Below are 24,505 nucleotides of genomic sequence, written 5' to 3' on the forward strand. Positions count from 1 at the left end.
TTAGACCGCCGCAGCGGTGCGAGCCTTGCGGCGTTGACGGCGAACCATTTCGTTGGCCAGCTCCAGATAGGCCATCGCCCCTTTGGACTGCTTGTCGTAGGTCAGCGCGGGCATTCCAAAACTTGGTGCTTCGGCAAGGCGGATATTGCGAGGAATGACAGTCTCGTACAACTGATCGCCAAAGTGCTCTTTGAGCTGTGCGGACACGTCATTGATGAGGCTCAGCCGAGGATCGTACATGGTGCGTAGCAAACCTTCGATCTTGAGCGAAGGATTGATAGCTGCCCCAATGCGTTTGATGTTATCCACAAGGTCGCTGAGCCCTTCCAGTGCAAAGTACTCGCACTGCATGGGGATGATGACGCCATCGGCTGCCACCAGCGCGTTGAGCGTCAGCATCGACAGCGAAGGTGGGCAGTCGATCAGGATGTAATCATAGTTTTCGCGAATAGGCGCCAAGGCATTACGCAGACGGCTTTCTTTCATCTGCATTTCCAGCAGCACAACTTCTGCCGCTGTCAGGTCCCGGTTGGCCGGCAGCAGCTGATAACCACCGTGTTCGGAAAAATGCATGGCCTCATTCAAGTCGCATTCACCGATAAGCAGGTCATAGACCGAGCGCTCCAGTGAATGCTTATCCACACCGCTGCCCATGGTGGCGTTACCCTGCGGATCAAGGTCGATCAATAATACTCGACGCTTGACGGCGACCAGTGAAGCCGCGAGGTTTATGCAGGTCGTGGTTTTTCCGACCCCACCTTTCTGGTTCGCGATTGCGAATACCTTAGCCATTGTCGCTTGTGTTCCCCGTCATGCCTTGCGGCGCAGTATCAGTAGATGCCGTTGGCCTTGGCAACCTGGTACGGCCAAGGCATGCGCGCTATCGATTTCAAAATCAGCGGGCAATGCTACCAGTTCATCTGTCGGATGTAGCCCCTTCATCGCGAACCAGCGTGTGTCGGGGTTACCTAGGTGGCGGGTCCAGTTGGTGAAATCCTCCAGGCTGCTGAAGGCTCGGGACACAATGCCATCATACCTCTGAGATGGCTGGTGAGCCTCTACACGGCTGTGGATAATTTCAAGGTTGGCAAGCTTGAGTTCAAGCTTGACCTGGGTTTGAAACCGAGTTTTCTTGCCAATGCTATCCAACGTGGTAATGGACTTCTGTGGGTACAGAATCGCCAGGGGAATGCCCGGCATGCCGCCCCCGCTGCCTACATCGATCCACCGATCGCGCTCGCCGACGTACTTGGCGATGCTCAAGCTGTCCAGAAGGTGACGGGACACCATTTCATCCGGGTCCCGTACTGCAGTCAGGTTGTAGGCTTTGTTCCATTTGATCAGCAACGCCAGGTACCCCAGCAATTGCTCTTCCTGGGCAGGCGCGAGCGAAACCCCAAGGGCTTTGGCACCTGTGGATAATTCATCACGCTGGCGAGAGGTAATCATGTTGGTCACGCGCTGTGCTCCACCTGCCTGGCTGCACCACGTTTTTTCAGGTGAATCATCAACAGGGAAATAGCCGCTGGCGTAACACCTGGAATACGCGACGCCTGACCTAATGTTTCAGGGCGTGCCTGGCTCAGCTTGGCCTGGATTTCCTTGGAAAGGCCTGAGATAGCAGGGTAATCGATATCCACAGGCAGTCGTATGTTTTCGCTGGCGCGCAGTTTTTCAATCTCGTCCTGCTGGCGTTCGATATAGCCTGCATACTTGACCTTGATTTCAACCTGCTCGGCAACCTGTGGATCAATTTCAGTAGTGCCGGTAATGGCCGTGAGGCCTGCATAATCGATTTCCGGCCGGCTGAGCAGATTCAGCAGGTTGTATTCATGAGCCAGCGGTGTGCCGTAGTGGTTGGCGACCGCTTCACCTACTGGCGTACCGGGCCTCACCCAGGTGCTTTTCAAGCGTTGTTCCTCACGCTCGATGGCTTCACGCTTGGTACAAAATGCCTGCCACCGCGCATCATCCACCAGGCCCAATCGGCGGCCTGTTTCAGTCAGGCGCAGGTCGGCATTGTCTTCGCGCAATACCAGCCGGTATTCCGCCCGGGACGTAAACATGCGGTAAGGCTCTTGCGTACCCAGGGTAATCAGGTCATCCACAAGCACCCCCATGTAAGCCTCATCGCGGCGTGGGCACCAGGCGTCTTGACCCTTTGCGCGCAATGCTGCATTGGCCCCTGCCAGCAAACCTTGTGCGCCCGCCTCTTCGTACCCCGTTGTGCCGTTGATCTGCCCAGCAAAGAACAAACCGGCAATGGCTTTTGTTTCAAGGCTGTATTTCAGGTCACGAGGGTCAAAGTAGTCGTACTCGATGGCGTAACCCGGTCGCATGATGTGGGCGTTTTCCATCCCTCGGATGGATCGCACAATCTGTAGCTGCACGTCAAAAGGCAATGACGTGGAGATGCCGTTTGGATACAGCTCGTGAGTCGTCAAACCCTCGGGCTCGATGAATACCTGATGGCTGTCCTTGTCGGCGAACCGATGGATCTTGTCCTCGATGGACGGACAATAGCGAGGCCCTACACCTTCGATGACCCCCGAATACATGGGAGAACGGTCCAGGTTGGCCGCGATGATCTCGTGAGTGCGAGCATTGGTATGGGTAATCCAGCAACTCACCTGGCGCGGATGCATCTGGGCATTGCCCATGAATGACATGACAGGAATAGGCGTATCACCCGGCTGTTCTGTCATGACCGAAAAATCAACAGACTTTCCATCGATGCGTGGCGGAGTCCCGGTTTTCAAGCGGCCCACTCGTAATGGCAATTCACGCAGGCGCCTGGCCAATGCAATGGAAGGCGGATCACCTGCGCGCCCGCCTGAATAGTTATCCATGCCAATGTGGATAAGCCCACCCAGGAAGGTACCTGCTGTCAGTACTACAGAGTCTGCATGGAAACGCAGGCCCATTTGGGTTACCACCCCTTTCACCTCGTCCCCTTCGACAATCAGATCGTCGCAGGCCTGTTGAAATATCCACAGGTTGGGCTGGTTTTCGAGGATGTCACGCACTGCAGCTTTGTACAGCACCCGATCTGCCTGCGCACGCGTTGCACGCACTGCCGGGCCCTTGCGGTTGTTCAATACACGGAACTGGATGCCGCCTTTGTCTGTGGCCAACGCCATAGCGCCGCCAAGCGCATCGATTTCCTTGACCAAGTGGCTTTTGCCGATCCCGCCAATAGCAGGGTTGCAGCTCATTTGGCCCAGGGTTTCAACGTTGTGAGTCAGCAGCAATGTACGTGCGCCCATCCGCGCGGAAGCGAGCGCGGCCTCGGTACCGGCATGGCCACCGCCGATGACGATCACTTCAAAACGGGAAGGGAAATCCACCACGCACCTCGTGCCTGTTCATATGGGTAATTTGGGATAGCTGCGCAGTATAGGGAATTTGGCCTGTGGAAAGAAACCGTTTGTGCAAAAAATAGCCAGCCGGCAGCGGTTGGCTGCCAATAGATACATAAAAGAGAAGAGATTTATAAAAGCTTTGTTTTTATGTTTATTCTTAGTCAGCACCCTTTCTGTGGATAAAGCTATGCAGGCCTTTATTCATGCACTGTACAGCGATCTTGAACATTGTCGATAGATGCCTTTGAGTATTGAGGATAACGGATTATAGCCTGTGCATAAATCAAGCTTTATCCCCAGGGCACTTTTATACACAGCTAGCAGGACGTGTTATCAAAAGAGCTCTAGTAGGCTTTTCCACAGGGCTCCTGGGCTGTGGATATAAAAAAACCGGCTCGATGGCCGGTTTTCAGTGAGGGAATATTTTTGTTTCAGCTGCGTGAGTGGAGTTGCTGTCTGTGAGTCAGGGTTCGATTGGTGTGCACAGATTTCATTTCCCGATACAAAAACTCGTGAAAATCCGCCCAAGCAGATCGTCCGAGCTAAACGCTCCGGTAATCTCGCCTAAGCACTGCTGCGCCAGCCGAAGGTCTTCAGCCAGCAATTCTCCCGCAGCTGCATGGACAAGCTGCGCTAGGCCGTGGTCAAGGTAACCACTTGCCTGTTCAAGGGCATCCAAATGGCGCCGACGAGCGCTGAAACTGCCTTCTGCTGTGTGCTCGTACCCCATAACCGCTTTGAGATGTTCACGAAGCAACGCCAGGCCTGTACCGGTATCCAACGCACTGAGGGTAAGGGTGGCCTGGCCTGATGGCTCTACGTTCAACCGCACGGTTTCCCCGCTGAGGTCTGCCTTGTTTCGTACCAGTGTCACTTTCGAAGGGTGCGGGGCAGTGTCCATGAATTCCGGCCATAGGGCGTAAGGGTCCGTCGCCTCTGCACTACTGGTATCCACCACAAGGAAAATGCGGTCCGCCTCCTGTATGGCCTTCAGGGCACGTTCCACGCCGATCTTTTCAACAACGTCACCCGTGTCTCGTAACCCTGCCGTATCGATAACGTGAAGCGGCATGCCATCGATGTGGATATGTTCTCTTAGGATGTCCCGTGTGGTGCCGGCGATGTCAGTAACGATGGCAGCATCTCGCCCCGCCAGCAGGTTGAGCAGGCTGGACTTGCCGGCATTTGGTCGCCCCGCGATCACCAGTGTCATCCCTTCACGGATCAAGGCCCCTTGGCTGGCTTCACGCATAACCACTGCTAGAGATTCACGGACAGCTTCGAGCTTGGATAACACAAGGCCGTCAGCCAGGAAGTCGATTTCCTCCTCGGGAAAATCGATAGCGGCTTCTACGTAGATGCGCAGTTGAATCAAGGATTCGGTCAACGCCTCCACGCGCTTTGAAAACGCACCCTGCAAGGACCGCACGGCATTGCGGGCGGCCTGCTCTGAACTGGCCTCGATCAGGTCGGCAATGGCTTCGGCCTGAGCCAGGTCAAGCTTGTCATTGAGGAATGCCCGTTCGCTGAATTCGCCAGGGCGTGCAAGCCGGCAACCCAAATCGACACAATGCTTCAGCAACATATCCAGTACTACTGGCCCGCCATGGCCATGCAGTTCCAGCACGTCCTCTCCCGTGAACGAATGAGGGCCTTTGAAAAAGAGTGCCAAGCCTTCATCCAAGTTATCCCCACCCGGCCCGCGAAAGGCGCCATGGTGCGCGTAGCGAGGTTCAAGCGTGCGCCCAAGCACCTGGTCAGCCACTTTGATTGCCAGCGGCCCTGAAACGCGAACGATACCTACGCCGCCCCTGCCCTGGGCAGTCGCAATGGCTGCAATAGTGTCGTTGGAAAGGTTCATAAGTTATCCACTGCTGGAAGAATGCAAAACGCCCCTATCAAGGGGCGTTTGCAAAACAAGTGTAGCGAATCAGGCCGATGCGTTGGCGTTGGCGCGTTCGATGCTACGTGTGATGAACCACTGTTGAAGGATCGACAGCGTGTTGTTGGTGATCCAGTACAGCACCAGGCCTGCTGGGAACCACAGGAAGAAGAACGTGAAGACGATTGGCATCAACTTCATGACCTTGGCTTGCATGGGGTCTGGCGGCGCAGGGTTCAACCGCTGCTGAATGAACATGGTGGCGCCCATGATGATCGGCAGAATGAAGAACGGGTCTTTGATGGACAAGTCGGTAATCCAGAACATCCAGGGCGCCTGGCGCATTTCTACGCTTTCAAGCAACACCCAGTACAAGGCCAGGAACACTGGCATCTGCACCACGATCGGCAGGCAACCACCCAACGGGTTGATCTTTTCCTTCTTGTACAACTCCATCATGGCCTGGGACATCTTCTGGCGGTCGTCGCCAAACTGTTCCTTCAGTGCAGCCAGGCGAGGTGCCACAGCACGCATGCGAGCCATCGACTTGTAGCTGGCGGCCGACAGAGGGAAGAACAACAGCTTGATCAGCACGGTGAGGCAGATGATCGACCATCCCCAGTTGTTCAGCAGGCTGTGGATATGCTTGAGCAGCCAGAAGATCGGTTGGGCAATAAACCACAGGAAACCGTAGTCGACTGTCAGCTCAAGGCCTGGGGACAACTGCTTGAGCTTGTCCTGGATCTTGGGGCCGGCATACAACGTAGCGGTGGTTTCGGCCTTGGCACCAGGCGCAATGTTCATGGTGGGCCCAGTGAAGCCCACAATGTAGTTGCCTTGGCTGTCCTTGCGGGTCATGACGTTGTTGCTATCGCCAGCTGCGGGTACCCAGGCTGTAACGAAGTAGTGCTGCAGCCACGCTACCCATCCACCTTGGACCGTTTCCTTGAACTGGCCCTTGTCGATGTCCTTCATCGGAACCTTTTTGTAAGGCTCGGATGTTGTCCACAGGGCAGCACCCAGGTAGGTCGCGGTGCCTGTAGCTGTGCTGGACGATGGATCGGAGCTGGCATCGCGCTTGAGCTGTGCAAACAGGTTGCCCGTCCAAGCTTGGCTGCTCTGGTTATCAATCAGGTAGCTGACTTTGAGGTCGTACTCACCACGCTCAAGCGTGAACCGTTTGATGTAGTTGACACCGTCTTGATTGACGGACAGATCCACAATGAGCGTGTTCTGGCCGTCGGCCAATTGGTAGCTGGTGCTGGAACTGGCATACAGTGGACGGCCGCTGGCCTGAACGTCCGGGCCATTTGCACCGGTCAACCCACTTTGAGCCAGGTAGACACGCTCGCTGCCGTTATCGAACAACTGAAACGGCACATCGGGATGATCCTGGCGGCGCGGGTATTGCGGCAGCGTCAACTGGACGATGTCACCGCCTTTGGGATCGATGGCCAGGTCCAGCACATCAGTGCGAACACGAATCAAACCCTGAGCCGCTGCATTCACGGGAGTTGCTGCAGGGATGGCCGGCGCATTGGTGTCCGGAATATCCGTGTTGCCAGCGGTTGCCCCCGGTGCCTGTGGCAAGTCCGAAGGAATATTTGCCTGAGTCGCCACGCTCTGGGTAGGCAGGGTGGCCTGACCATAATCCTGGTTCCACTTCAGAACCAGCACATAAGCCACGACTGCCAGGGCGCCCATCAGGATCGTACGTTTTATATCCATGATTACTCGGCTATCGAATTATTACGAGGGGTGGACACAGGCGGGACAGGATCGAAGCCGCCGGCATTCCAGGGATGGCAGCGCCCCAGCCGGCGTACGGACAGCCAGCTCCCACGCCATACGCCGTGTTGGCTGATGGCTTCGTGGGCATAGCAGGAGCAACTGGGATAGAAACGGCAATGGCTGGCCATCAGTGGGCTAATGGCGTAACGGTAAAACTGGATCGGTAGCAGGACCAGTTTACGCATCTTGGCTGTGCTGTTCCTTGGGTTCGGTAGGGGCGGCCGGCCGAGTACGGGCCAGGCGCTTCCAAAGCTTGGCGAAATGCAAATGCAGTTCGGCGTTCTCGATGTCGCCTAGCCCCTTTCGAGCAACGATGACGATATCCCAGCCTTCCAGAGCAACCTGGTGGTGGCGGAAGGAATCTCGAATCACGCGCTTGATGCGGTTGCGCTGCACCGACAACTTGACACTTTTCTTGCCGATCACCAGCCCCAGGCGTGGATGATCAAGCTGGTTGTCCTTGGCAAGGATCAGGAGATGCTTCCCCGGGACCTTGGCGGTCGGGGAGTCAAAGACTGCCTTGAATTGCTTCGGAACAAGCAGGCGCTTGCTCCGGCTGAAGTCCTGACTCACCTAACCTGTGCCAGCAAATCAGACAGCCAGACGCTTGCGGCCCTTGGCGCGACGACGCGACAGGACAGCACGGCCGTTCTTGGTGGCCATGCGAGCACGGAAGCCGTGGGTGCGAGCGCGCTTGATGGTGCTGGGTTGGAAAGTACGTTTCATGGACAGTTACCTGGCTGGTCGGGTGGGCCCCAATGGCCCGGTTTTCAAGAGACCGGCGATTCTAGTGAAAGCACGCGCATAGGTCAATTTCCGACCAGCTTTTCCTTACATATGGTTGTGTGAGGGTTCAATGGGTCGGAAGGTCTGAAAATAGAAATAATAAGAAGGACGTATAAAAAGCTTCTTTGTAGAGCTTATAAAGCTTGAGGGCGAGCCTTTCTGTGGATAACCTGATTTGGGTCAGTGACGGCGGGGTAAACGCCGAGCTCAAAGGTTGTCCACAACCCGCTGTTAAGCTGTTTGAACTGTGGATAAATCCTGTGGACAATAACGATAATTATCCACAGGTGAGTTATGCACAGGGTTTTACCCCCACTGCTCCCCAGCCCTCAATGCGAGTTTTCCACAGGGCTTATCTGGCGTTCAAAATTACGAAAACGACGCCTGGGAGAGGTACGAGGCAAAGCGCTCGTACTAGGTGTGGATAACTCCATTGTCGGTAGGTACAATGGCCGACGCTCTCTTGCCCACACGGGCTTATCTATCTCAGGGGATTCCTGTGTCAGTGGAAATCTGGCAGCAGTGCGTGGAATTGCTCCGCGAGGAACTGCCTGCTCAACTGTTCAATACCTGGATACGTCCGCTCCAGGTCGAAGCCGAAGGTGACGAGTTGCGTTTGTACGCACCTAATCGGTTTGTGCTGGACTGGGTGAATGAAAAATACCTTGGACGATTGCTGGAGCTGATGGCGGAGCAGTGCAACGGTGCCGCCCCGGCTGTCGCTTTGCTGATCGGTAGCCGTCGCAGCGCAACGCCCAGGATGGCGGTCAATGCACCTATGACAGCCGCTGCCGCGCCTGCTGCTGCCTCCCCTGCGCCAGTAACGCCCGCCCCAACGCCTGTAACGCCTGCTGCAGACCCGGAACCTTCCAGGGACAGCTTCGACCCTATGTCTGCACCGGCGACCACCCGCGGCGAAACGCGGAGTGTTCAAGTAGAAGGTGCGCTTAAACACACTAGCTACTTGAACCGTACGTTTACGTTCGAAAATTTTGTCGAAGGCAAATCCAACCAGCTGGCGCGGGCTGCGGCCTGGCAGGTAGCGGACAACCCCAAGCATGGATACAACCCGCTCTTTCTGTATGGTGGCGTTGGCTTGGGTAAAACCCACCTCATGCATGCGGTTGGTAACCACCTGCTCAAGAAGAACCCGAATGCCAAGGTGGTTTACCTTCATTCGGAGCGATTTGTCGCGGATATGGTCAAGGCGCTCCAGCTGAATGCGATAAACGAGTTCAAGCGCTTTTACCGTTCGGTGGACGCACTGCTGATCGACGACATTCAATTCTTCGCACGCAAGGAGCGCTCGCAGGAAGAGTTTTTCCACACCTTTAACGCGCTGCTTGAAGGTGGGCAGCAAGTGATTCTCACCAGCGATCGTTATCCCAAGGAGATAGAAGGCCTTGAGGAACGCTTGAAGTCACGCTTTGGTTGGGGCCTTACCGTTGCGGTAGAACCGCCAGAGCTGGAAACCCGCGTGGCCATCCTTATGAAGAAGGCAGACCAAGCAAAGGTTGACCTGCCCCATGACGCTGCTTTCTTCATCGCGCAACGTATCCGTTCCAATGTTCGCGAGCTGGAGGGGGCGCTTAAGCGTGTCATCGCGCACGCGCACTTCATGGGCCGTGCCATTACCATCGAGTTGATTCGCGAGTCGTTGAAAGACCTGTTGGCGCTTCAGGACAAGCTGGTCAGTGTGGACAATATTCAGCGCACCGTAGCCGAGTACTACAAGATCAAGATTTCCGACCTGCTTTCCAAGCGGCGATCAAGGTCCGTGGCTCGGCCGCGTCAAGTGGCAATGGCGCTCTCTAAAGAGTTGACCAACCACAGTTTGCCTGAAATCGGTGACGTGTTCGGAGGTAGAGACCATACCACCGTGTTGCACGCCTGTAGAAAGATCAACGAATTGAAAGAATCTGACGCGGACATTCGCGAGGATTACAAGAACCTGCTTCGTACGCTCACTACGTGACGCTTACGCAGCCGCCACGAAAAGGCCAGGACTGACGCCATGCATTTTTCCATTCAACGTGAGGCTTTGCTCAAGCCGCTGCAATTGGTAGCCGGTGTAGTGGAGCGCCGCCAGACGCTGCCGGTGCTTTCCAACGTTCTGCTGGTGGTAGAGGGCCAACAGCTCTCTTTGACAGGCACGGACCTGGAAGTGGAACTTGTGGGCCGTGTGCAGTTGGAAGAGCCTGCTGAACCGGGTGAAATCACGGTACCGGCTCGTAAGCTCATGGACATCTGCAAGAGCTTGCCAAATGACGCGCAAATTGATGTGCGACTGGAAGAAAACAAATTGCTGGTAAAGGCTGGGCGCAGCCGTTTTACCTTGTCTACTTTGCCCGCCAATGACTTCCCAACTGTAGAAGAAGGGCCAGGTTCGCTTACGTGCACCTTGGCACAAGGCAAGCTTCGCCGCTTGATCGAGCGCACGGGCTTTGCCATGGCGCAGCAGGACGTCCGCTATTACCTTAACGGTATGCTTCTGGAGGTGTCCACCGGCATGATCCGCGCGGTGGCGACTGATGGCCATCGCCTAGCGATGTGCTCCATGACGGCGGACCTGGGTGAAGCCGACAAGCACCAAGTTATCGTGCCACGCAAAGGCATTCTGGAGCTGGCACGCCTGCTCACCGAGCAGGACGGTACGGTTAGCATTGTCTTAGGCATGCACCACATCCGCGCAACCACAGGTGAGTTCACCTTTACCTCCAAACTGGTTGATGGGAAATTCCCCGACTACGAGCGGGTGCTGCCCAAAGGAGGCGATAAGCTGGTGGTAGGCGATCGTCAGGCCCTGAAAGAAGCATTCAGCCGTACTGCGATTCTGTCCAACGAGAAGTACCGAGGCATCCGTTTGCAACTGGTTGCAGGGCAGCTGAAGATTCAGGCCAACAACCCCGAGCAGGAAGAGGCTGAGGAAGAAATCAGCGTCGACTACAACGGCGGCAATCTTGAGATAGGTTTCAACGTCAGCTATCTGTTGGATGTGCTTGGTGTAATGACGACTGAGCAAGTACGCCTGGTGCTGTCGGATTCCAACAGTAGCGCCCTGGTGCAGGAAGCAGACAACGATGACTCTTCCTACGTCGTAATGCCGATGCGGCTTTGATTGCTCTTTACTGATGTCCCTTTCTCGCATGTCTGTCACCGCGGTGCGAAACCTGCACCCGGTGACCCTCTTGCCCTCTCCACGCATTAACTTATTGTTTGGCGCTAACGGCAGCGGCAAGACCAGCGTGCTCGAGGCCATTCACTTGCTGGCCTTGGCACGTTCATTTCGCAGCACGCGGTTGCAGCCTGTTATTCAATACGAGCAAGCGGCTTGTACTGTGTTCGGACAGGTCATGCTCGACAGCGAGCGCCAATGCAGCATTGGTGTGTCACGTCAACGAGACGGTGAATTCCTCATCCGCATTGATGGCGAAAATGCGCGTAGTGCTGCTCAGCTAGCCGAAGTGCTGCCCCTTCAACTGATCAACCCGGATAGTTTCCGTTTACTGGAAGGTGCTCCGAAGGTACGGCGTCAATTCCTGGATTGGGGAGTGTTCCACGTGGAACCTCGTTTTCTTCCCGTATGGCAGCGACTCCAGAAGGCTTTGAAGCAGCGGAACTCATTACTACGCCGTGGTACACTTGATGCCGTTTCACTCGCTGCCTGGGATCGGGAATTGACTGCGGCCAGTGGTCAGATCGACGAGTTCCGCCGTGCTTATATTCTGTCTCTCAAGCCTGTGTTTGAGCGCATATTAGCCGAATTGGTTGACCTGCCGGGTTTGACCCTGAGCTACTATCGGGGCTGGGACAAAGACCGTGAACTGAGCGAAGTGCTTGCGGCCTCGTTACTAAGGGATCGTCAATTGGGGCATACCCATTCTGGTCCACAACGCGCAGATCTGCGCCTACGCCTTGGCAACCATAATGCGGCAGAAATCCTGTCCCGCGGGCAGCAAAAGCTCGTAGTCTGCGCCTTACGTATTGCTCAGGGCCATTTACTCAGCCAGGTGCGTCTTAATCAGTGTGTTTACCTGGTTGATGACCTACCTTCCGAACTCGACGAGCAGCACCGCAAGGCCCTATGCCGCCTGCTTGAAGAATTGAAATGCCAGGTGTTCATCACCTGCGTGAACCAAGAATTGTTGAGTGATGACTGGCAGAAGGAGACGCCTGTCTCATTGTTCCACGTGGAACATGGCCGCATTACTCAAACTGCGCATCATCAGGAGTGAAGCATGAGTGACAATCAAACGTACGACTCCTCAAGCATTAAGGTCCTGAAGGGCCTGGACGCCGTTCGCAAACGCCCCGGTATGTACATCGGCGATACCGATGACGGCAGCGGCCTGCACCATATGGTGTTCGAAGTTCTCGACAACTCGATCGACGAAGCGCTGGCCGGGCACTGTGACGAGATCACGGTAACGATCCATCCAGACGAGTCCATATCGGTACGGGACAACGGCCGTGGTATTCCCGTAGATGTGCACAAGGAAGAAGGCGTTTCTGCAGCTGAGGTCATCATGACTGTGCTGCATGCCGGCGGTAAGTTTGACGACAACTCTTACAAGGTCTCTGGCGGCCTGCATGGCGTTGGTGTGTCGGTAGTGAACGCACTGTCAGAGTCCTTACTGCTTACAGTGCGCCGTAGCGGCAAGATCTGGGAGCAGGTCTACGTTCATGGTGTGCCTCAGGCGCCTATGAAAACTGTAGGAGACAGCGAAACCACCGGTACAGAAATCCACTTCAAGCCGTCAGCTGAAACCTTCAAGAACATCCACTTCAGCTGGGATATCCTCGCAAAGCGTATTCGCGAACTGTCATTCCTCAATTCGGGGGTGGGCATCAACCTGAAAGATGAGCGCAGTGGCAAGGAGGAGTTCTTCAAATATGAAGGCGGCCTTCGTGCATTCGTGGAGTACCTGAACACCAATAAAACGACAGTGAACCAGCAGGTCTTCCATTTCACTGTTCAGCGCGAAGACGGTGTTGGCGTAGAAATCGCTCTCCAGTGGAACGACGGGTTCAATGAGAACCTGCTCTGCTTCACTAACAACATTCCTCAACGTGATGGCGGTACCCACCTTGTGGGGTTCCGTTCTGCCCTTACGCGCAACCTCAATACCTATATTGAGCAGGAAGGCCTGGCCAAGAAAAACAAGGTAGCCACCACTGGCGACGATGCCCGAGAAGGTCTCACCGCGATCATTTCAGTGAAGGTTCCAGACCCTAAGTTCAGCTCTCAAACTAAGGACAAGCTGGTTTCCTCTGAGGTCAAAACAGCCGTTGAACAGGAAATGGGAAAATATTTTTCCGATTTCCTGCTGGAAAACCCAAACGAAGCCAAAGCAGTTGTTGGCAAGATGATAGATGCCGCACGCGCGCGTGAAGCTGCACGAAAAGCGCGTGAGATGACACGGCGTAAAGGTGCCCTAGATATCGCCGGTTTGCCCGGCAAACTGGCAGACTGCCAGGAGAAGGACCCTGCCCTCTCCGAACTGTATCTTGTGGAAGGTGACTCGGCGGGTGGCTCTGCCAAGCAAGGTCGCAATCGCCGAACCCAAGCGATCCTGCCTTTGAAAGGGAAAATCCTGAACGTCGAAAAAGCTCGGTTCGACAAGATGATCGCGTCCCAGGAAGTAGGCACGCTGATCACGGCATTGGGCTGCGGCATTGGCCGTGAAGAATACAATATCGAGAAGCTGCGCTATCACAACATCATTATCATGACCGATGCGGATGTGGACGGGTCGCACATCCGTACGCTGCTGCTCACATTCTTCTTCCGGCAGTTACCCGAACTGATTGAGCGTGGCTACGTGTATATCGCGCAGCCCCCACTGTACAAGGTTAAAAAGGGTAAGCAGGAGCAGTACATCAAGGATGACGAAGCCATGGAGGAGTACCTCACTCAAACCGCGCTGGAAGATGCCAGCCTGCACCTGGGTGATGAGGCACCTGGTATCAAGGGTGAGGCACTGGAGCGCCTGGTGAATGATTACCGTATGGTGATGAAGACTCTCAAGCGTCTGTCTCGGTTGTACCCTCAAGACATCACCGAGCACTTCGTTTACCTCCCTCCAGTGTCCCTGGAGCAGCTTGGGGACCAAGCGGCCATGGGCGAGTGGCTTGAGCGCTTCGCAGCGCGCCTGCAGCGTTCAGAGAAGTCTGGGTTGGCGTATAAGGCCAGCCTTCGCGAGGATCGCGAGCGTAACCTGTGGCTGCCGGAGGTCGAAATCATCTCACATGGCCTGGCAAGCTATGTGACCTTCAACAGGGACTTCTTCGGCAGTAACGATTACCGCACAGTGACAGCCCTCGGAGCCCAGCTCAACAGCCTGCTGGACGAAGGGGCCTATGTTCAGCGCGGAGAGCGCAAGAAGCCGGTAGGCGAATTCAAGGAAGCGCTGGATTGGCTCATGAACGAAACGGCCAAGCGTTACAGCATTCAACGATACAAGGGGCTGGGGGAAATGAACCCGGACCAATTGTGGGAAACCACCATGGACCCTACTGTGCGCCGTATGCTCAAAGTCACCATCGAAGATGCGATCGCTGCCGATCAGATCTTCAATACGTTGATGGGCGATGCAGTAGAACCACGCCGCGACTTCATTGAAAGCAATGCGCTAGCGGTATCGAACTTGGACTTCTAAGTGCTGAAGGTGGCTGCCCTCCCCTAGCCTGCCTGATATGGAAAAAGCCCCGGCCACCAAGCCGGGGCTTTTTCATGGGCTCAAGAAGCGTTGTTGAGGTCGTTACGGATGACAGCTTTGGGGCGCCCAGGCCAGGTGCCCGTAAGGTCTATATGCATTTCGCCTTGGGGCCATTGAGCCGCAGGAATGTCCCAAGACAATGTCTGCTTTTCATCTTTTATAAGCCCAACGAAGGTCAGTTCAAGTGAAGCATTGTGAGCATCCATGGGAATGTTGGCGAAACTGCCAGACAAGCCGCCGGAAATAGTCACGGTCTTCTCTTGATGTCTTTTCCCATTCACTGTGTAGCTCAGCTGTGCCTTGGTGATATAGGTCGTACCTTTACGCGCTTTGCTATCTAGGTAGATGGCCAAGCCGTTGATCCGTTTGCGCCAGGCAGGAAGTACGGTTCGGCCATGGAAAGACGAGAATGCAAAGGCGATGCCTATAGGTGCATCGGACACCTGCCCTTGCGCGGCGGGCCACAGGTGCTTGTCCAGTGAGCGTGTTTCGCGGCTATAGCTGTAGTTGGCTTTAACGGAAGCACTGGGGCCTTTGTCCCCTACCAACACGCTAAGGCCGGCCACAGTACCGCCCAGTGCATAGGTAGCGTCCCTGTCATTGGAGCCCAGGTTCAGGCCACTGTGCGCGTATATGACCTCAGTGATGACACCGAAGCCTTGAGCGATCTGGCTACCTTGAGCAAAACCTACCTTTTTAGCTTGGCCTAGCAGCCAGTCGTATTGATCGCTCAATACGCCCAGGTTTTTAAGCGCAGCCTCTTTAACGATGGAAAACTCAGACGCTATGGAGTCCTTGCGCTGGAACTTCCAGATCATTTCCACTTCAGGTTTGATCTGAAGCCCCGTGTTTGGATCGATTACAGAGGCTGAAGCCTTGGCATCTGCCTGGTGTCGAGTCACCCCCTCGCTGCTCAGCTTCCAAGTGGAAGACAGCGCATTTTCTTGAATAGCGGCGCCTGGAAGCGCCTCCGCTACCAGCTTGAAGGCGCCTGTGGAGGGGTCCATGAAGCCCACTGCGCCTGGCTTTATAAATGACGCTAGTGCCCAGTTACCCCACAAGTTGGGACGGCTTTGGCGAATGAGGTGTGTAAAGCGGTTGTTCCAGTCTGACATGGGACGTGTCCTTACGATGAGGGAGGTTTAAACCTACTTCACCATGGACGGTTTATAGAGCAGGAAGCCGTTCCGCTGCCCTTCCCAGGTTACTCACCAATCACCAAACCATTGGAGGGCAATGGCAAGGCCGTCTTATACCGCACCTGTTTGAGCGCAAAACTTGAACGTATGTTGGCCACGCCTGGGAAGCGTGTGAGGTGATTGATAATGAAACGCTCAAGGGCATGGATGTCAGGCACAAGCACTCGTATCAAGTAATCGGCGTCTCCACTCATCAAATAGCACTCCATTACCTCTGGCCGCTGGGAAATGGCTTCTTCAAATCTTGCTAACGCACCCTCTACCTGCTTTTCCAAGCTTACATGGATAAACACATTCACATGCAAACCCAGCATCTCAGGTGCCAGTAATGTCACTTGTTGCTTGATCAGACCCAGCTCTTCCATAACCTTCACCCGATTGAAACAGGGAGTGGTGGAAAGATTTACGCAGCGCGCCAGTTCGGCATTGGTGATGCGTGCGTTGTCTTGAAGAGCGTTGAGTATGGAAATGTCCGTTCTATCCAGTTTGCGCATCGTACTTCCTTGGGCCATCCATCCGCGTAGATGGAAACGCTAAGATAGGGAGAAGGTAGCTGAATGCCACTAGCCAGCAGCTACAGTCTACGGTTCAAAACAGTATGTGTTACGTACCCCATAATCCGGTTTATAACCCAACAGATTATGGGGTTTAATCGTACTGAATAGTACGAAATTACGTTAAACGAAATCGACTGTGTCAGTGGCTGTGTCTGTCTGCCTTTACCCCATGCAAAAATGCACAGCCCTCATGTTGAAAACAATCTCTCTCAGGCCAGCTTTAAGCAATAGCATGAGGTAACAAGAAGAAAAACAGCGAGGCCTCAGGCATGTCGCTTCCTCAGAATACGTATGACTACATTGTTGTAGGCGCAGGGCCCGCTGGTTGCCTGTTGGCAAACCGATTGAGCGCAAACCCCGCTCATAAGGTGCTGCTGCTTGAGGCAGGGGGTAAAGATAACTATGCCTGGATTCATATCCCCGTCGGCTACCTGTTCTGCATTGGCAACCCTCGTACTGATTGGTGCTTCAAAACTTATCCACAGCCTGGTTTGCAAGGGCGGACGCTGAGTTATCCACGTGGAAAGGTGCTAGGGGGATGCTCGTCCATCAACGGTATGATCTACATGCGTGGCCAAGCCAACGATTATGACCACTGGGCTAAGCTGGGTAATACCGGGTGGGGTTGGGAGGATGTCTTGCCATTGTTTTGCAAGACTGAATGCCACATCGCAGGTAGTGATGACGTACACGGCCAGAACGGGGAATGGCGTGTAGAGCGCCAACGGTTTCGGTGGCCTATTCTCGATGCATTTCGGCAAGCTGCTGGAGAAGCAGGCATTGCGCCTGTGGATGACTTCAATCGAGGCGATAACGAAGGCTGTGGATACTTTGAGGTCAACCAACGCTCGGGGATCCGTTGGAACGCTTCAAAAGCCTTTTTGCGACCTGCGCTTCACCGGCCTAACCTGACTGTCTTGACTCAAGTGGAGGTAGACCGCCTTACGTTCGAGGGCACAAGCGCTAACGGAGTGGCTGCACGTTGTCTAGGAACCCGCCAAACCTTCAAGGCCCGTGAGGAAGTCATCCTCAGTGCTGGCTCCATAGGGTCCCCTGCCATCCTTCAGCGCTCAGGGATTGGCCCGCGCGCCTTGCTGAACAGCCTTGATATACCGGTAAGAGTCAATGCGCCCGGAGTAGGCGCTAACCTTCAAGATCACTTGCAATTGCGCCTGATCTATCGGATTCAGCATGCCAAAACGCTAAACCAAGTGGCCAACAGCGTGTGGGGAAAATGCGGCATGGGATTGCGTTACCTCTATGACCGTAGCGGCCCGTTGGCTATGGCGCCTAGCCAACTAGGCGCCTTTGTACGTTCAGACCCAGGCCAGCCCAGTGCCAATCTTCAGTACCACATTCAGCCTCTTTCCTTGGACCGATTTGGCGAGCCTCTGCATCGCTTTCCGGCATTCACTGCTTCGGTGTGCAATCTTCGTCCTGAAAGCCGAGGCCGGGTAGTGATTCGTTCTCGTGATCCAGAGGTCCCCCCTTTGATCGACCCTAATTACCTGAGTGATGAAAGGGACCTGAAGGTAGCAGCAGACGCCATCCGGATGACGCGAAAGATTGTGCACAGCCCTGCGCTCGCCCGATTTGAGCCGGTGGAGTACCTGCCCGGCGCTGCTTTGCAGACACAAGAACAATTGGAATCCGCAGCGGGGGCCATTGGAACGACTATATTTCACCCAGTAGGTACGTGCCGTATGGGCGTGGACTCAAACGCTGTTGTGGACCCGCAACTGCGTGTAATAGGTATACAAGGGCTTCGCGTTGCCGATGCCTCGATCATGCCCACACTGGTGTCCGGCAATACCTGCTCCCCTACCCTGATGATTGCTGAAAAAGCAGCGGCCTTGATCCTGTCCAGCGCAAGGCAACCGCAGACACCGCAACTCCAGGTAGCGGAGATGCTGGAGCGGTAAGCGCCTGCTATAACGGTAGGTAAAGGCAGTAGAAGCGCAACGGAGACGTAAGCCGTGCGAACAGTGGAACAAAAATAACAATCACTGTGCCCTTCGGGCCGAGGACAAGATCAATGACCGACTACTCCCATGCTCATAGGGCCCACGCCCTTTCCAAAGCAACGCGGGAAGAGCGCAAAATCATCTTTGCCTCTTCACTGGGCACGGTATTCGAATGGTATGACTTCTTCCTGTACGGTGCCCTTGCAGCGGTGATAAGCAAACAGTTTTTTGCAGGGGTGAACGACACTACCGCTTTTATTTTTGCCCTTATGGCGTTCGCGGCAGGCTTTCTGGTACGGCCATTCGGCGCCTTGGTGTTCGGACGCTTAGGCGACATGATCGGCCGTAAGTACACCTTCTTGGCCACCATCGTACTGATGGGGCTATCTACGTTTGCAGTCGGTCTGCTGCCGAACTATGCGGCGATCGGCATGGCAGCCCCCATCATGCTGATTGTGCTGCGCATGCTTCAAGGGCTTGCCTTGGGCGGAGAATACGGAGGCGCAGCCACGTATGTGGCCGAGCACGCACCCGCCCATAAGCGCGGCCACCATACGGGCTGGATACAGTCCACGGCAACACTGGGGTTACTGCTGTCTCTGGTGGTAGTGGCCGGGTGTCGTTATGTAAGCGGCGATCAATTCGAGGTGTGGGGCTGGCGCCTTCCCTTCCTCTTATCGATTGTGCTGTTGGGCGTCTCGACCTGGATTCGTATGAGCCTGCACGAGTCGCCAGCCTTCACCAAAATGAAAGCAGAAGGCAACGTCAGTAAAGCGCCTATCCGTGAATCTTTTGGCTCTTGGGCCAATGTAAAGATCGTATTGACGGCCTTGTTCAGTATCAACGCCGGGCAAGCAGTGACGTTCTATACCGCACAGTTCTATGTCATGTTTTTCATGACCCAGATGCTTAAGCTGGACCCTGGCCAAGCCACAAACCTGATGATCATCAGCGTGAGCATCGGCGCGCCTTTTTTTGTATTCTTTGGGTGGCTGTCAGATCGCATAGGGCGCAAGCCGATCCTGATGACAGGGTTGCTGCTGGCGACCTTATGCTATTTCCCCCTGTTCAAGGCGCTAAGCCACTATGCCAACCCGCAAATTGACCAGGCCAGCCGCCAAGCGCCTATTGTGGTGATGGCAGACCCTAGCAACTGCACATTCCAATTCGATCCAGTGGGGAAAGCACGCTTTGACAGCCCGTGCGACAAGGTAAAAACACTGCTTGTAAAGGCAGGCGTGCCCTATACCGCGCAAGCAGGGGCGACCGGTAGTACGGTTGTGGTGACCATTGGGCAAACGCGTATTGAAGGTTATGACGAGGCGGCTTTGCGCAGTGCAATCACTGCGGCAGGTTACCCGGCCAAGGCAGAGGCCATGGACGTAAACCAGCCGATGGTAGTAGCGATCATCGTAGCCTTGATTCTTATCGCAACGATGACCTACGGGCCATTGGCTGCGGTGATGGTAGAGCTGTTTCCCACCCGTATCCGCTACACCTCCATGTCCCTGCCTTACCATATTGGCAACGGCTGGTTCGGCGGTTTTCTCCCGACTGTTTCGTTTGCGCTGGTGGTTTACACCGGGGACATCTACTACGGGCTTTGGTACCCGATTGCAGTAACAGGCATAAGCCTGGTGGTAGGGCTGGTGAGCCTTAAAGAAACTCGCCAGGTAGACCTGAATAATGTGTGACGGTGCATAGCTGGTGGAAGTTATGCACGTTTTACATTAGTGGCTAACGCAAAAATTAAGGCTTTAAAATCAGCGTGTTAACACATGCGTAGCCTGCTTTCGAAAAAAACTACGCACATGTTATCCACAATTATTCAGGTGTTGGTGCTGCCGTGGGTTTGGCTTCTTGAAGCGCACCCATTTGATGCTGTGCCTGGGCAATCCAGGCACACGCTCGGTCGTTCAGTTCAGCGATAGCACGTGGGCCGGTGCCTTCAGCAAAAAGAGGGGCGCCGATCATGACGTCAATAGTGCCTGAACGTTTCCCCCAGCCATCTTTGGGCCAGAATTTGCCGGCATTGTGCGCTATTGGCAGTACAGGGCGGTTGGCATTCACCGCCAAGGCCGCACCACTGCGCGTGAATTTTCCCATGGTGCCATAGGGCACGCGTGTACCCTCCGGAAAGATCAGCACCCAGACATTGTCCTTCAACAATTTGTCGCCTTCCGTAGCCACTTGCCGGAGCGCTTCTTTAGGGTTGTCACGGTTGATTGCGATAGGCCGAAGCATCGCCATGGCCCAGCCAAAGAAGGGTACATACAGGAGCTCCTTCTTCAACACCTGGCTCAACGGCTGGAAGTAAGCTGAAAGAAAGAAGGTTTCCCACGTGCTTTGATGGTTGGAAAGAATCACACAGGGGATAGCAGGCACATGTTCAGCGCCTGTTACACGAACCCTGATACCTAGGAATACACGGGTCAGCAGCAATGCAAAACGGCACCAGTACACATTGATAAAACGGTACCGGGCTGGAAAGGACAGGAATGGACAGACGAAGAAGCCCAGCGAGCACCAGATAAGGGCGCTCAAACCCAACAAGACGTAGAAGACAGCAATGCGTATGGCCATCAATGTGGACATGAATGAATACCGTGCGGGGCCTGCCCTGTTGTCAGAGGGCTGTGCCTGGGTTGATTAACGCCTTGGCGACTGCGGCCAGGTCATCGAATTGCAGTGTGCCTTGTGGCAACACGCCGGCGGCGGTCTTCAAGCCTTTGCCTGTCTTCACCAGCACCGGTTGAGCACCGACGGACAAGCCCGCTGCAAGGTCACTGTAGCTGTCGCCCACGAACCATATACCGTCAAGTGGCACATCATAATGTTCACCGATGGCACGTAGCATACCTGGGCTGGGCTTGCGGCAGTCGCAGCCATCATCCGGCCCATGGGGGCAGAACAGGATTGCCCCTACCTGGCCGCCTGCCTCGCCCACCTGCCGCCGAAGCTCATCGTGCATGGCCTGCAGCGTATCCAGGGAATAGTAGCCCCGGGCGATGCCCGACTGGTTGGTAGCCACTGCTACCGTCCAGCCGGCCTGGCTCAATGCAGCGATGGCCTCGATCGAACCGGGAATGGGTATCCATTCCTCCACCGATTTGATGTAGGCATCGGAGTCCTGATTGATTACCCCGTCCCGGTCCAGTATCAGCAGCTTCACGGCTTAGCCCAGCACCGAGATGTCTGCGACACCCAGGAACAGGCCACGCAACCGCGCCAGCAGGGCGTAACGGTTGGCACGTACGTTCGCATCTTCGGCATTGACCATCACTGCCTCGAAGAACGCATCCACCGGTTCGCGCAACGCCGCCAGGCGGGCCAGTGCTTCATTGTACTGACGAGCCTGGGCCATAGGCTGAACTGCATGGTCTGCCTGCTGGATAGCCGAGTACAGCGAGAACTCATGGGCGTTATCGAAGTACTTGGGCTCCACAGTGGTGGCTACCGCCCCATCAGCCTTGCCCAGCAGGTTGGAGACACGCTTGTTCACTGCGGCCAAGGCTTCAGCCTCAGGCAAGCGACGGAACGCCTGCACCGCCTGAACCCGCTGGTCAAAGTCCAGCGCGGAACCGGGCGTGAGTGCACGAACAGCCAGGTAGCTGGCCACGTCCACACCTTCGTCTTCATAACGTGCGCGCAGGCGATCAAATACAAATTCCAGTACCTGATCGGCCAAGGCAGCAGCTTCTACCTTGGCACCGTACAAGGACACCGCGAAAGCCACTGTTTCTGTCAGGTCCAGGTCCAGCTGCTTGTCGATCAGAATACGCAGTACACCCAAGGCCGCGCGGCGTAATGCGTACGGATCCTTGCTGCCGGTGGGCAGCATGCCGATACCAAAGATACCGGTCAGGGTATCCAGCTTGTCGGCAATGGCCACCGCTGCGCCTGTTAGCGTTTGAGGGAGTTCGGCGCCTGCACCTCGGGGCATGTACTGCTCGTTCAGTGCTTGGGCGATGTCTGCGGGTTCTCCGTGGTGCAGGGCGTAGTAGTAACCTGCTATACCCTGCATTTCCGGGAACTCGCCTACCATTTCAGTGGCCAGGTCGCATTTGCTGAGCAAGCCGGCACGCGCGGCGTTTTCCACATTGCCACCGATGCGGGCGGCAATGAAGGCAGCCAGCTTGGACACCCGCTGTGCCTTGTCGTATACCGTACCCAACTGGGCTTGGAATACCACGTTTTGTAGCCGGTGGTTGAAGCTTTCCAGAGGCTGACGCTTGTCTTGGTTGAAGAAGAACTCGGCGTCTGTCAGGCGTGGGCGTACTACTTTTTCGTTACCTTCAACGATTTGCCGAGGGTCGCGGCTTTCGATGTTGGCAACGGTGATGAAGCGTGGAAGCAACTTGCCAGCGGCGTCCAGCAGGCAGAAGTACTTCTGGTTATCCTGCATGGTGGTGATCAGGGCTTCCTGAGGGACTTCCAGGAACCGCTCTTCGAATGAGCACACCAACGGTACGGGCCACTCCACCAAGGAGGCCACTTCATCGAGCAGCGCAGGTGGAACGATGGCCTTGCCCATCTGCTGGGCAGCCAGCTCGTCTACGCGTTTGCGGATGAGTTCACGGCGATCGGCGAAATCGGCCAGTACGTAGGCCTTGCGCAGGTCATCAGCGTAGCTGGCAGGCGAATTGATCCGCACGTTGTGTGGATAGTGGAAGCGGTGCCCACGGGACTCGCGCCCCGCACGTTGCGCCAGGAGCACGCAGTCCACGACCTGCTCACCGAACAGCATCACCAGCCATTGGGTCGGGCGCACAAACTCATCCTTGCGCACGCCCCAGCGCATGCGCTTGGGAATAGGCAAGTCCGTCAACGAGTCCGCCACGATGGTAGGCAGGAGGCTGACCGTGGGCTTGCCGGTGATGGTCTGGCTATAGCGTAGCTTCTGTCCGCTTTGGTCGATCTCGCTGATGTCCACGCCGCACTTGCGGGCGAAACCCAAGGCTGCCTGGGTAGGGTTGCCATCAGCATCGAAGGCCGCCTGACGAGGCGGGCCATCCAGGTTCACGCTACGGTCAGCTTGCTGGGTCTGCAACCCTAGCACCTGTACCGCCAGGCGCCGCGGGGCCGCGTAGTAGCGGCTGCTGGCGTAGCTCAGGCCTGCAGCCTGCAGGCCCTTCTGAATACCGGTAAGAAACGCTTCGCTTAACGTTGCGAGGGCTTTGGGAGGCAGCTCTTCGGTGCCGAGTTCGACCAGAAAATCTTGCGCACTCATTGTGCAGCCTCCAGCTTAGCCAACACTTCATCTCGTATTTCAGGCGTGGCCATGGGGAAGCCCAGGCGCGCACGCGCTTGCAGGTAGCTTTGTGCAACGGCACGGGCCAGGGCCCGCACACGAAGGATGTAACGCTGCCGCTCGGTGACGGAAATAGCGCGGCGTGCATCCAGCAGGTTGAAGGTATGCGAAGCCTTGAGCACCATTTCATAGGTGGGCAGCGGAAGCTGCAGCTCGATCAGGCGATTCGCTTCGCTTTCGTAGAAGTCGAACAGTTCGAACAGCTTTTCCACATTGGCGTGTTCGAAGTTGTACGTGGACTGCTCTACTTCGTTCTGGTGGAAAACATCGCCATACGTGACCCTGCCGAAGGGGCCGTCTGCCCAAACCAGGTCATAGACAGAGTCCACGCCTTGCAGGTACATGGCCAGGCGCTCAAGGCCATAAGTGATTTCACCCGTGACCGGATAGCATTCGAGGCCACCGACCTGCTGGAAGTACGTGAACTGTGTGACTTCCATTCCATTGAGCCACACCTCCCAACCCAGGCCCCATGCACCCAGGGTTGGGGACTCCCAGTTGTCTTCCACGAAGCGCACGTCGTGCACGGTAGGGTCCAGGCCTATGTGGCGCAGCGAACCCAGGTACAGTTCCTGGAAGTTTTCCGGATTGGGCTTGAGCACCACCTGGAACTGGTAGTAATGCTGCAGGCGGTTGGGGTTTTCCCCATAACGGCCATCGGCCGGGCGCCGGCTGGGCTGCACGTAGGCAGCGTTCCAGTTTTCCGGCCCTACGGCGCGCAGGAAGGTAGCGGTGTGAAAGGTGCCTGCGCCTACTTCCATATCGTAAGGCTGAAGCACCACGCAACCTTGCCCGGCCCAGTACTGTTGCAGGGCCAGAATCAAGTCTTGGAAGGTACGCACGGCTGGCGTAGGCTGGTTCACAAATTCACCTGTATCTTGGGCTGCGAATTAAAGAGCGGGAGTATACCGCGATTCGTTATCCCCACCAGCCC

Annotated in this window: 20 protein-coding genes; 6 read left to right on the forward strand and 14 right to left on the reverse strand. The window is 55.6% G+C overall.

What is annotated here, in order from left to right; translation table 11 throughout:
• The 8 genes from HBH25_RS18920 to rpmH form a co-directional block, all read right to left on the reverse strand.
• On the reverse strand, positions 1–792 hold the full coding sequence (locus HBH25_RS18920) for a ParA family protein (protein WP_168085493.1): 792 nt from the start codon (positions 790–792) through the stop codon (positions 1–3).
• Between the two features lie 18 nt (positions 793–810).
• Positions 811–1,449 carry a 16S rRNA (guanine(527)-N(7))-methyltransferase RsmG gene (gene rsmG, locus HBH25_RS18925; protein ID WP_178089060.1) on the reverse strand — a complete coding sequence of 213 codons (639 nt, stop codon included), beginning with the start codon at positions 1,447–1,449 and terminating at the stop codon, positions 811–813.
• A gap of 5 nt (positions 1,450–1,454) precedes the next feature.
• A complete protein-coding gene (mnmG, locus tag HBH25_RS18930) occupies positions 1,455–3,347 on the reverse strand; it encodes a tRNA uridine-5-carboxymethylaminomethyl(34) synthesis enzyme MnmG (protein ID WP_168085495.1) in 1,893 nt (630 codons plus the stop codon).
• Positions 3,348–3,852: 505 nt separating this feature from the next.
• Positions 3,853–5,223 carry a tRNA uridine-5-carboxymethylaminomethyl(34) synthesis GTPase MnmE gene (gene mnmE / locus HBH25_RS18935; protein ID WP_168085496.1) on the reverse strand — a complete coding sequence of 457 codons (1,371 nt, stop codon included), beginning with the start codon at positions 5,221–5,223 and terminating at the stop codon, positions 3,853–3,855.
• 69 nt (positions 5,224–5,292) lie between these two features.
• Positions 5,293–6,972 carry a membrane protein insertase YidC gene (yidC, locus tag HBH25_RS18940; protein WP_168085497.1) on the reverse strand — a complete coding sequence of 560 codons (1,680 nt, stop codon included), beginning with the start codon at positions 6,970–6,972 and terminating at the stop codon, positions 5,293–5,295.
• A gap of 2 nt (positions 6,973–6,974) precedes the next feature.
• Complete coding sequence (gene yidD, locus HBH25_RS18945; RefSeq protein ID WP_168085498.1) at positions 6,975–7,220, reverse strand: membrane protein insertion efficiency factor YidD; 246 nt, start codon at positions 7,218–7,220, stop codon at positions 6,975–6,977.
• Positions 7,213–7,608 carry a ribonuclease P protein component gene (rnpA, locus tag HBH25_RS18950; RefSeq protein WP_168085499.1) on the reverse strand — a complete coding sequence of 132 codons (396 nt, stop codon included), beginning with the start codon at positions 7,606–7,608 and terminating at the stop codon, positions 7,213–7,215. Before rnpA ends, yidD begins: the two co-directional genes overlap by 8 nt.
• An 18-nt stretch (positions 7,609–7,626) precedes the next feature.
• Positions 7,627–7,761, reverse strand: a complete 135-nt coding sequence (gene rpmH, locus HBH25_RS18955; protein ID WP_002551315.1) for a 50S ribosomal protein L34 — start codon at positions 7,759–7,761, stop codon at positions 7,627–7,629.
• Between the two features lie 559 nt (positions 7,762–8,320).
• Here rpmH and dnaA point away from each other — a divergent pair.
• From dnaA to gyrB, 4 genes are read left to right on the forward strand one after another with little or no spacing between them, the layout of a single operon-like run.
• Positions 8,321–9,796 (forward strand): chromosomal replication initiator protein DnaA, encoded by a 1,476-nt coding sequence (dnaA, locus tag HBH25_RS18960; protein ID WP_168085500.1) that lies wholly within the window; start codon positions 8,321–8,323, stop codon positions 9,794–9,796.
• A gap of 39 nt (positions 9,797–9,835) precedes the next feature.
• On the forward strand, positions 9,836–10,939 hold the full coding sequence (gene dnaN / locus HBH25_RS18965; RefSeq protein ID WP_168085501.1) for a DNA polymerase III subunit beta: 1,104 nt from the start codon (positions 9,836–9,838) through the stop codon (positions 10,937–10,939).
• Between the two features lie 13 nt (positions 10,940–10,952).
• Positions 10,953–12,056, forward strand: a complete 1,104-nt coding sequence (gene recF / locus HBH25_RS18970) for a DNA replication/repair protein RecF (RefSeq protein WP_168085502.1) — start codon at positions 10,953–10,955, stop codon at positions 12,054–12,056.
• A 3-nt stretch (positions 12,057–12,059) separates the two neighbouring features.
• Positions 12,060–14,480 (forward strand): DNA topoisomerase (ATP-hydrolyzing) subunit B, encoded by a 2,421-nt coding sequence (gene gyrB / locus HBH25_RS18975; protein WP_168085503.1) that lies wholly within the window; start codon positions 12,060–12,062, stop codon positions 14,478–14,480.
• 80 nt (positions 14,481–14,560) lie between these two features.
• On the opposite strand, the gene HBH25_RS18980 is transcribed toward gyrB, so the two are convergent.
• The gene (locus HBH25_RS18980) at positions 14,561–15,655 is read right to left on the reverse strand and encodes a hypothetical protein (protein WP_168085504.1); all 1,095 of its coding nucleotides are present in this window, start codon (positions 15,653–15,655) and stop codon (positions 14,561–14,563) included.
• An 89-nt stretch (positions 15,656–15,744) separates the two neighbouring features.
• Positions 15,745–16,233, reverse strand: a complete 489-nt coding sequence (locus HBH25_RS18985; protein ID WP_168085505.1) for an Lrp/AsnC family transcriptional regulator — start codon at positions 16,231–16,233, stop codon at positions 15,745–15,747.
• Between the two features lie 332 nt (positions 16,234–16,565).
• Here HBH25_RS18985 and HBH25_RS18990 point away from each other — a divergent pair, with 332 nt between their 5' ends.
• Both HBH25_RS18990 and HBH25_RS18995 read left to right on the forward strand, forming a co-directional pair.
• Complete coding sequence (locus HBH25_RS18990; RefSeq protein ID WP_168085506.1) at positions 16,566–18,218, forward strand: GMC family oxidoreductase; 1,653 nt, start codon at positions 16,566–16,568, stop codon at positions 18,216–18,218.
• A 113-nt stretch (positions 18,219–18,331) separates the two neighbouring features.
• Positions 18,332–19,954: an MFS transporter gene (locus HBH25_RS18995; RefSeq protein ID WP_168085507.1), complete on the forward strand. Its 1,623-nt coding sequence runs from the start codon at positions 18,332–18,334 to the stop codon at positions 19,952–19,954.
• A gap of 130 nt (positions 19,955–20,084) precedes the next feature.
• Here HBH25_RS18995 and HBH25_RS19000 read toward each other — a convergent pair whose 3' ends face one another.
• From HBH25_RS19000 to glyQ, 4 genes are read right to left on the reverse strand one after another with little or no spacing between them, the layout of a single operon-like run.
• Positions 20,085–20,855, reverse strand: coding sequence for a lysophospholipid acyltransferase family protein (locus HBH25_RS19000; protein WP_168085508.1), 771 nt, complete (start codon positions 20,853–20,855; stop codon positions 20,085–20,087).
• A gap of 31 nt (positions 20,856–20,886) precedes the next feature.
• Entirely contained in the window at positions 20,887–21,432 is a 546-nt protein-coding gene (gene gmhB, locus HBH25_RS19005; protein ID WP_168085509.1) for a D-glycero-beta-D-manno-heptose 1,7-bisphosphate 7-phosphatase, read from the reverse strand.
• Positions 21,433–21,435: 3 nt separating this feature from the next.
• Positions 21,436–23,490: a glycine--tRNA ligase subunit beta gene (glyS, locus tag HBH25_RS19010; RefSeq protein WP_168085510.1), complete on the reverse strand. Its 2,055-nt coding sequence runs from the start codon at positions 23,488–23,490 to the stop codon at positions 21,436–21,438.
• Positions 23,487–24,434: a glycine--tRNA ligase subunit alpha gene (gene glyQ / locus HBH25_RS19015; protein WP_168085511.1), complete on the reverse strand. Its 948-nt coding sequence runs from the start codon at positions 24,432–24,434 to the stop codon at positions 23,487–23,489. Before glyQ ends, glyS begins: the two co-directional genes overlap by 4 nt.
• Positions 24,435–24,505 lie beyond the last annotated feature (71 nt).

It is taken from the genome of Pseudomonas quercus (assembly GCF_012033695.1).
GTDB classification, from domain to species: domain Bacteria; phylum Pseudomonadota; class Gammaproteobacteria; order Pseudomonadales; family Pseudomonadaceae; genus Aquipseudomonas; species Aquipseudomonas quercus.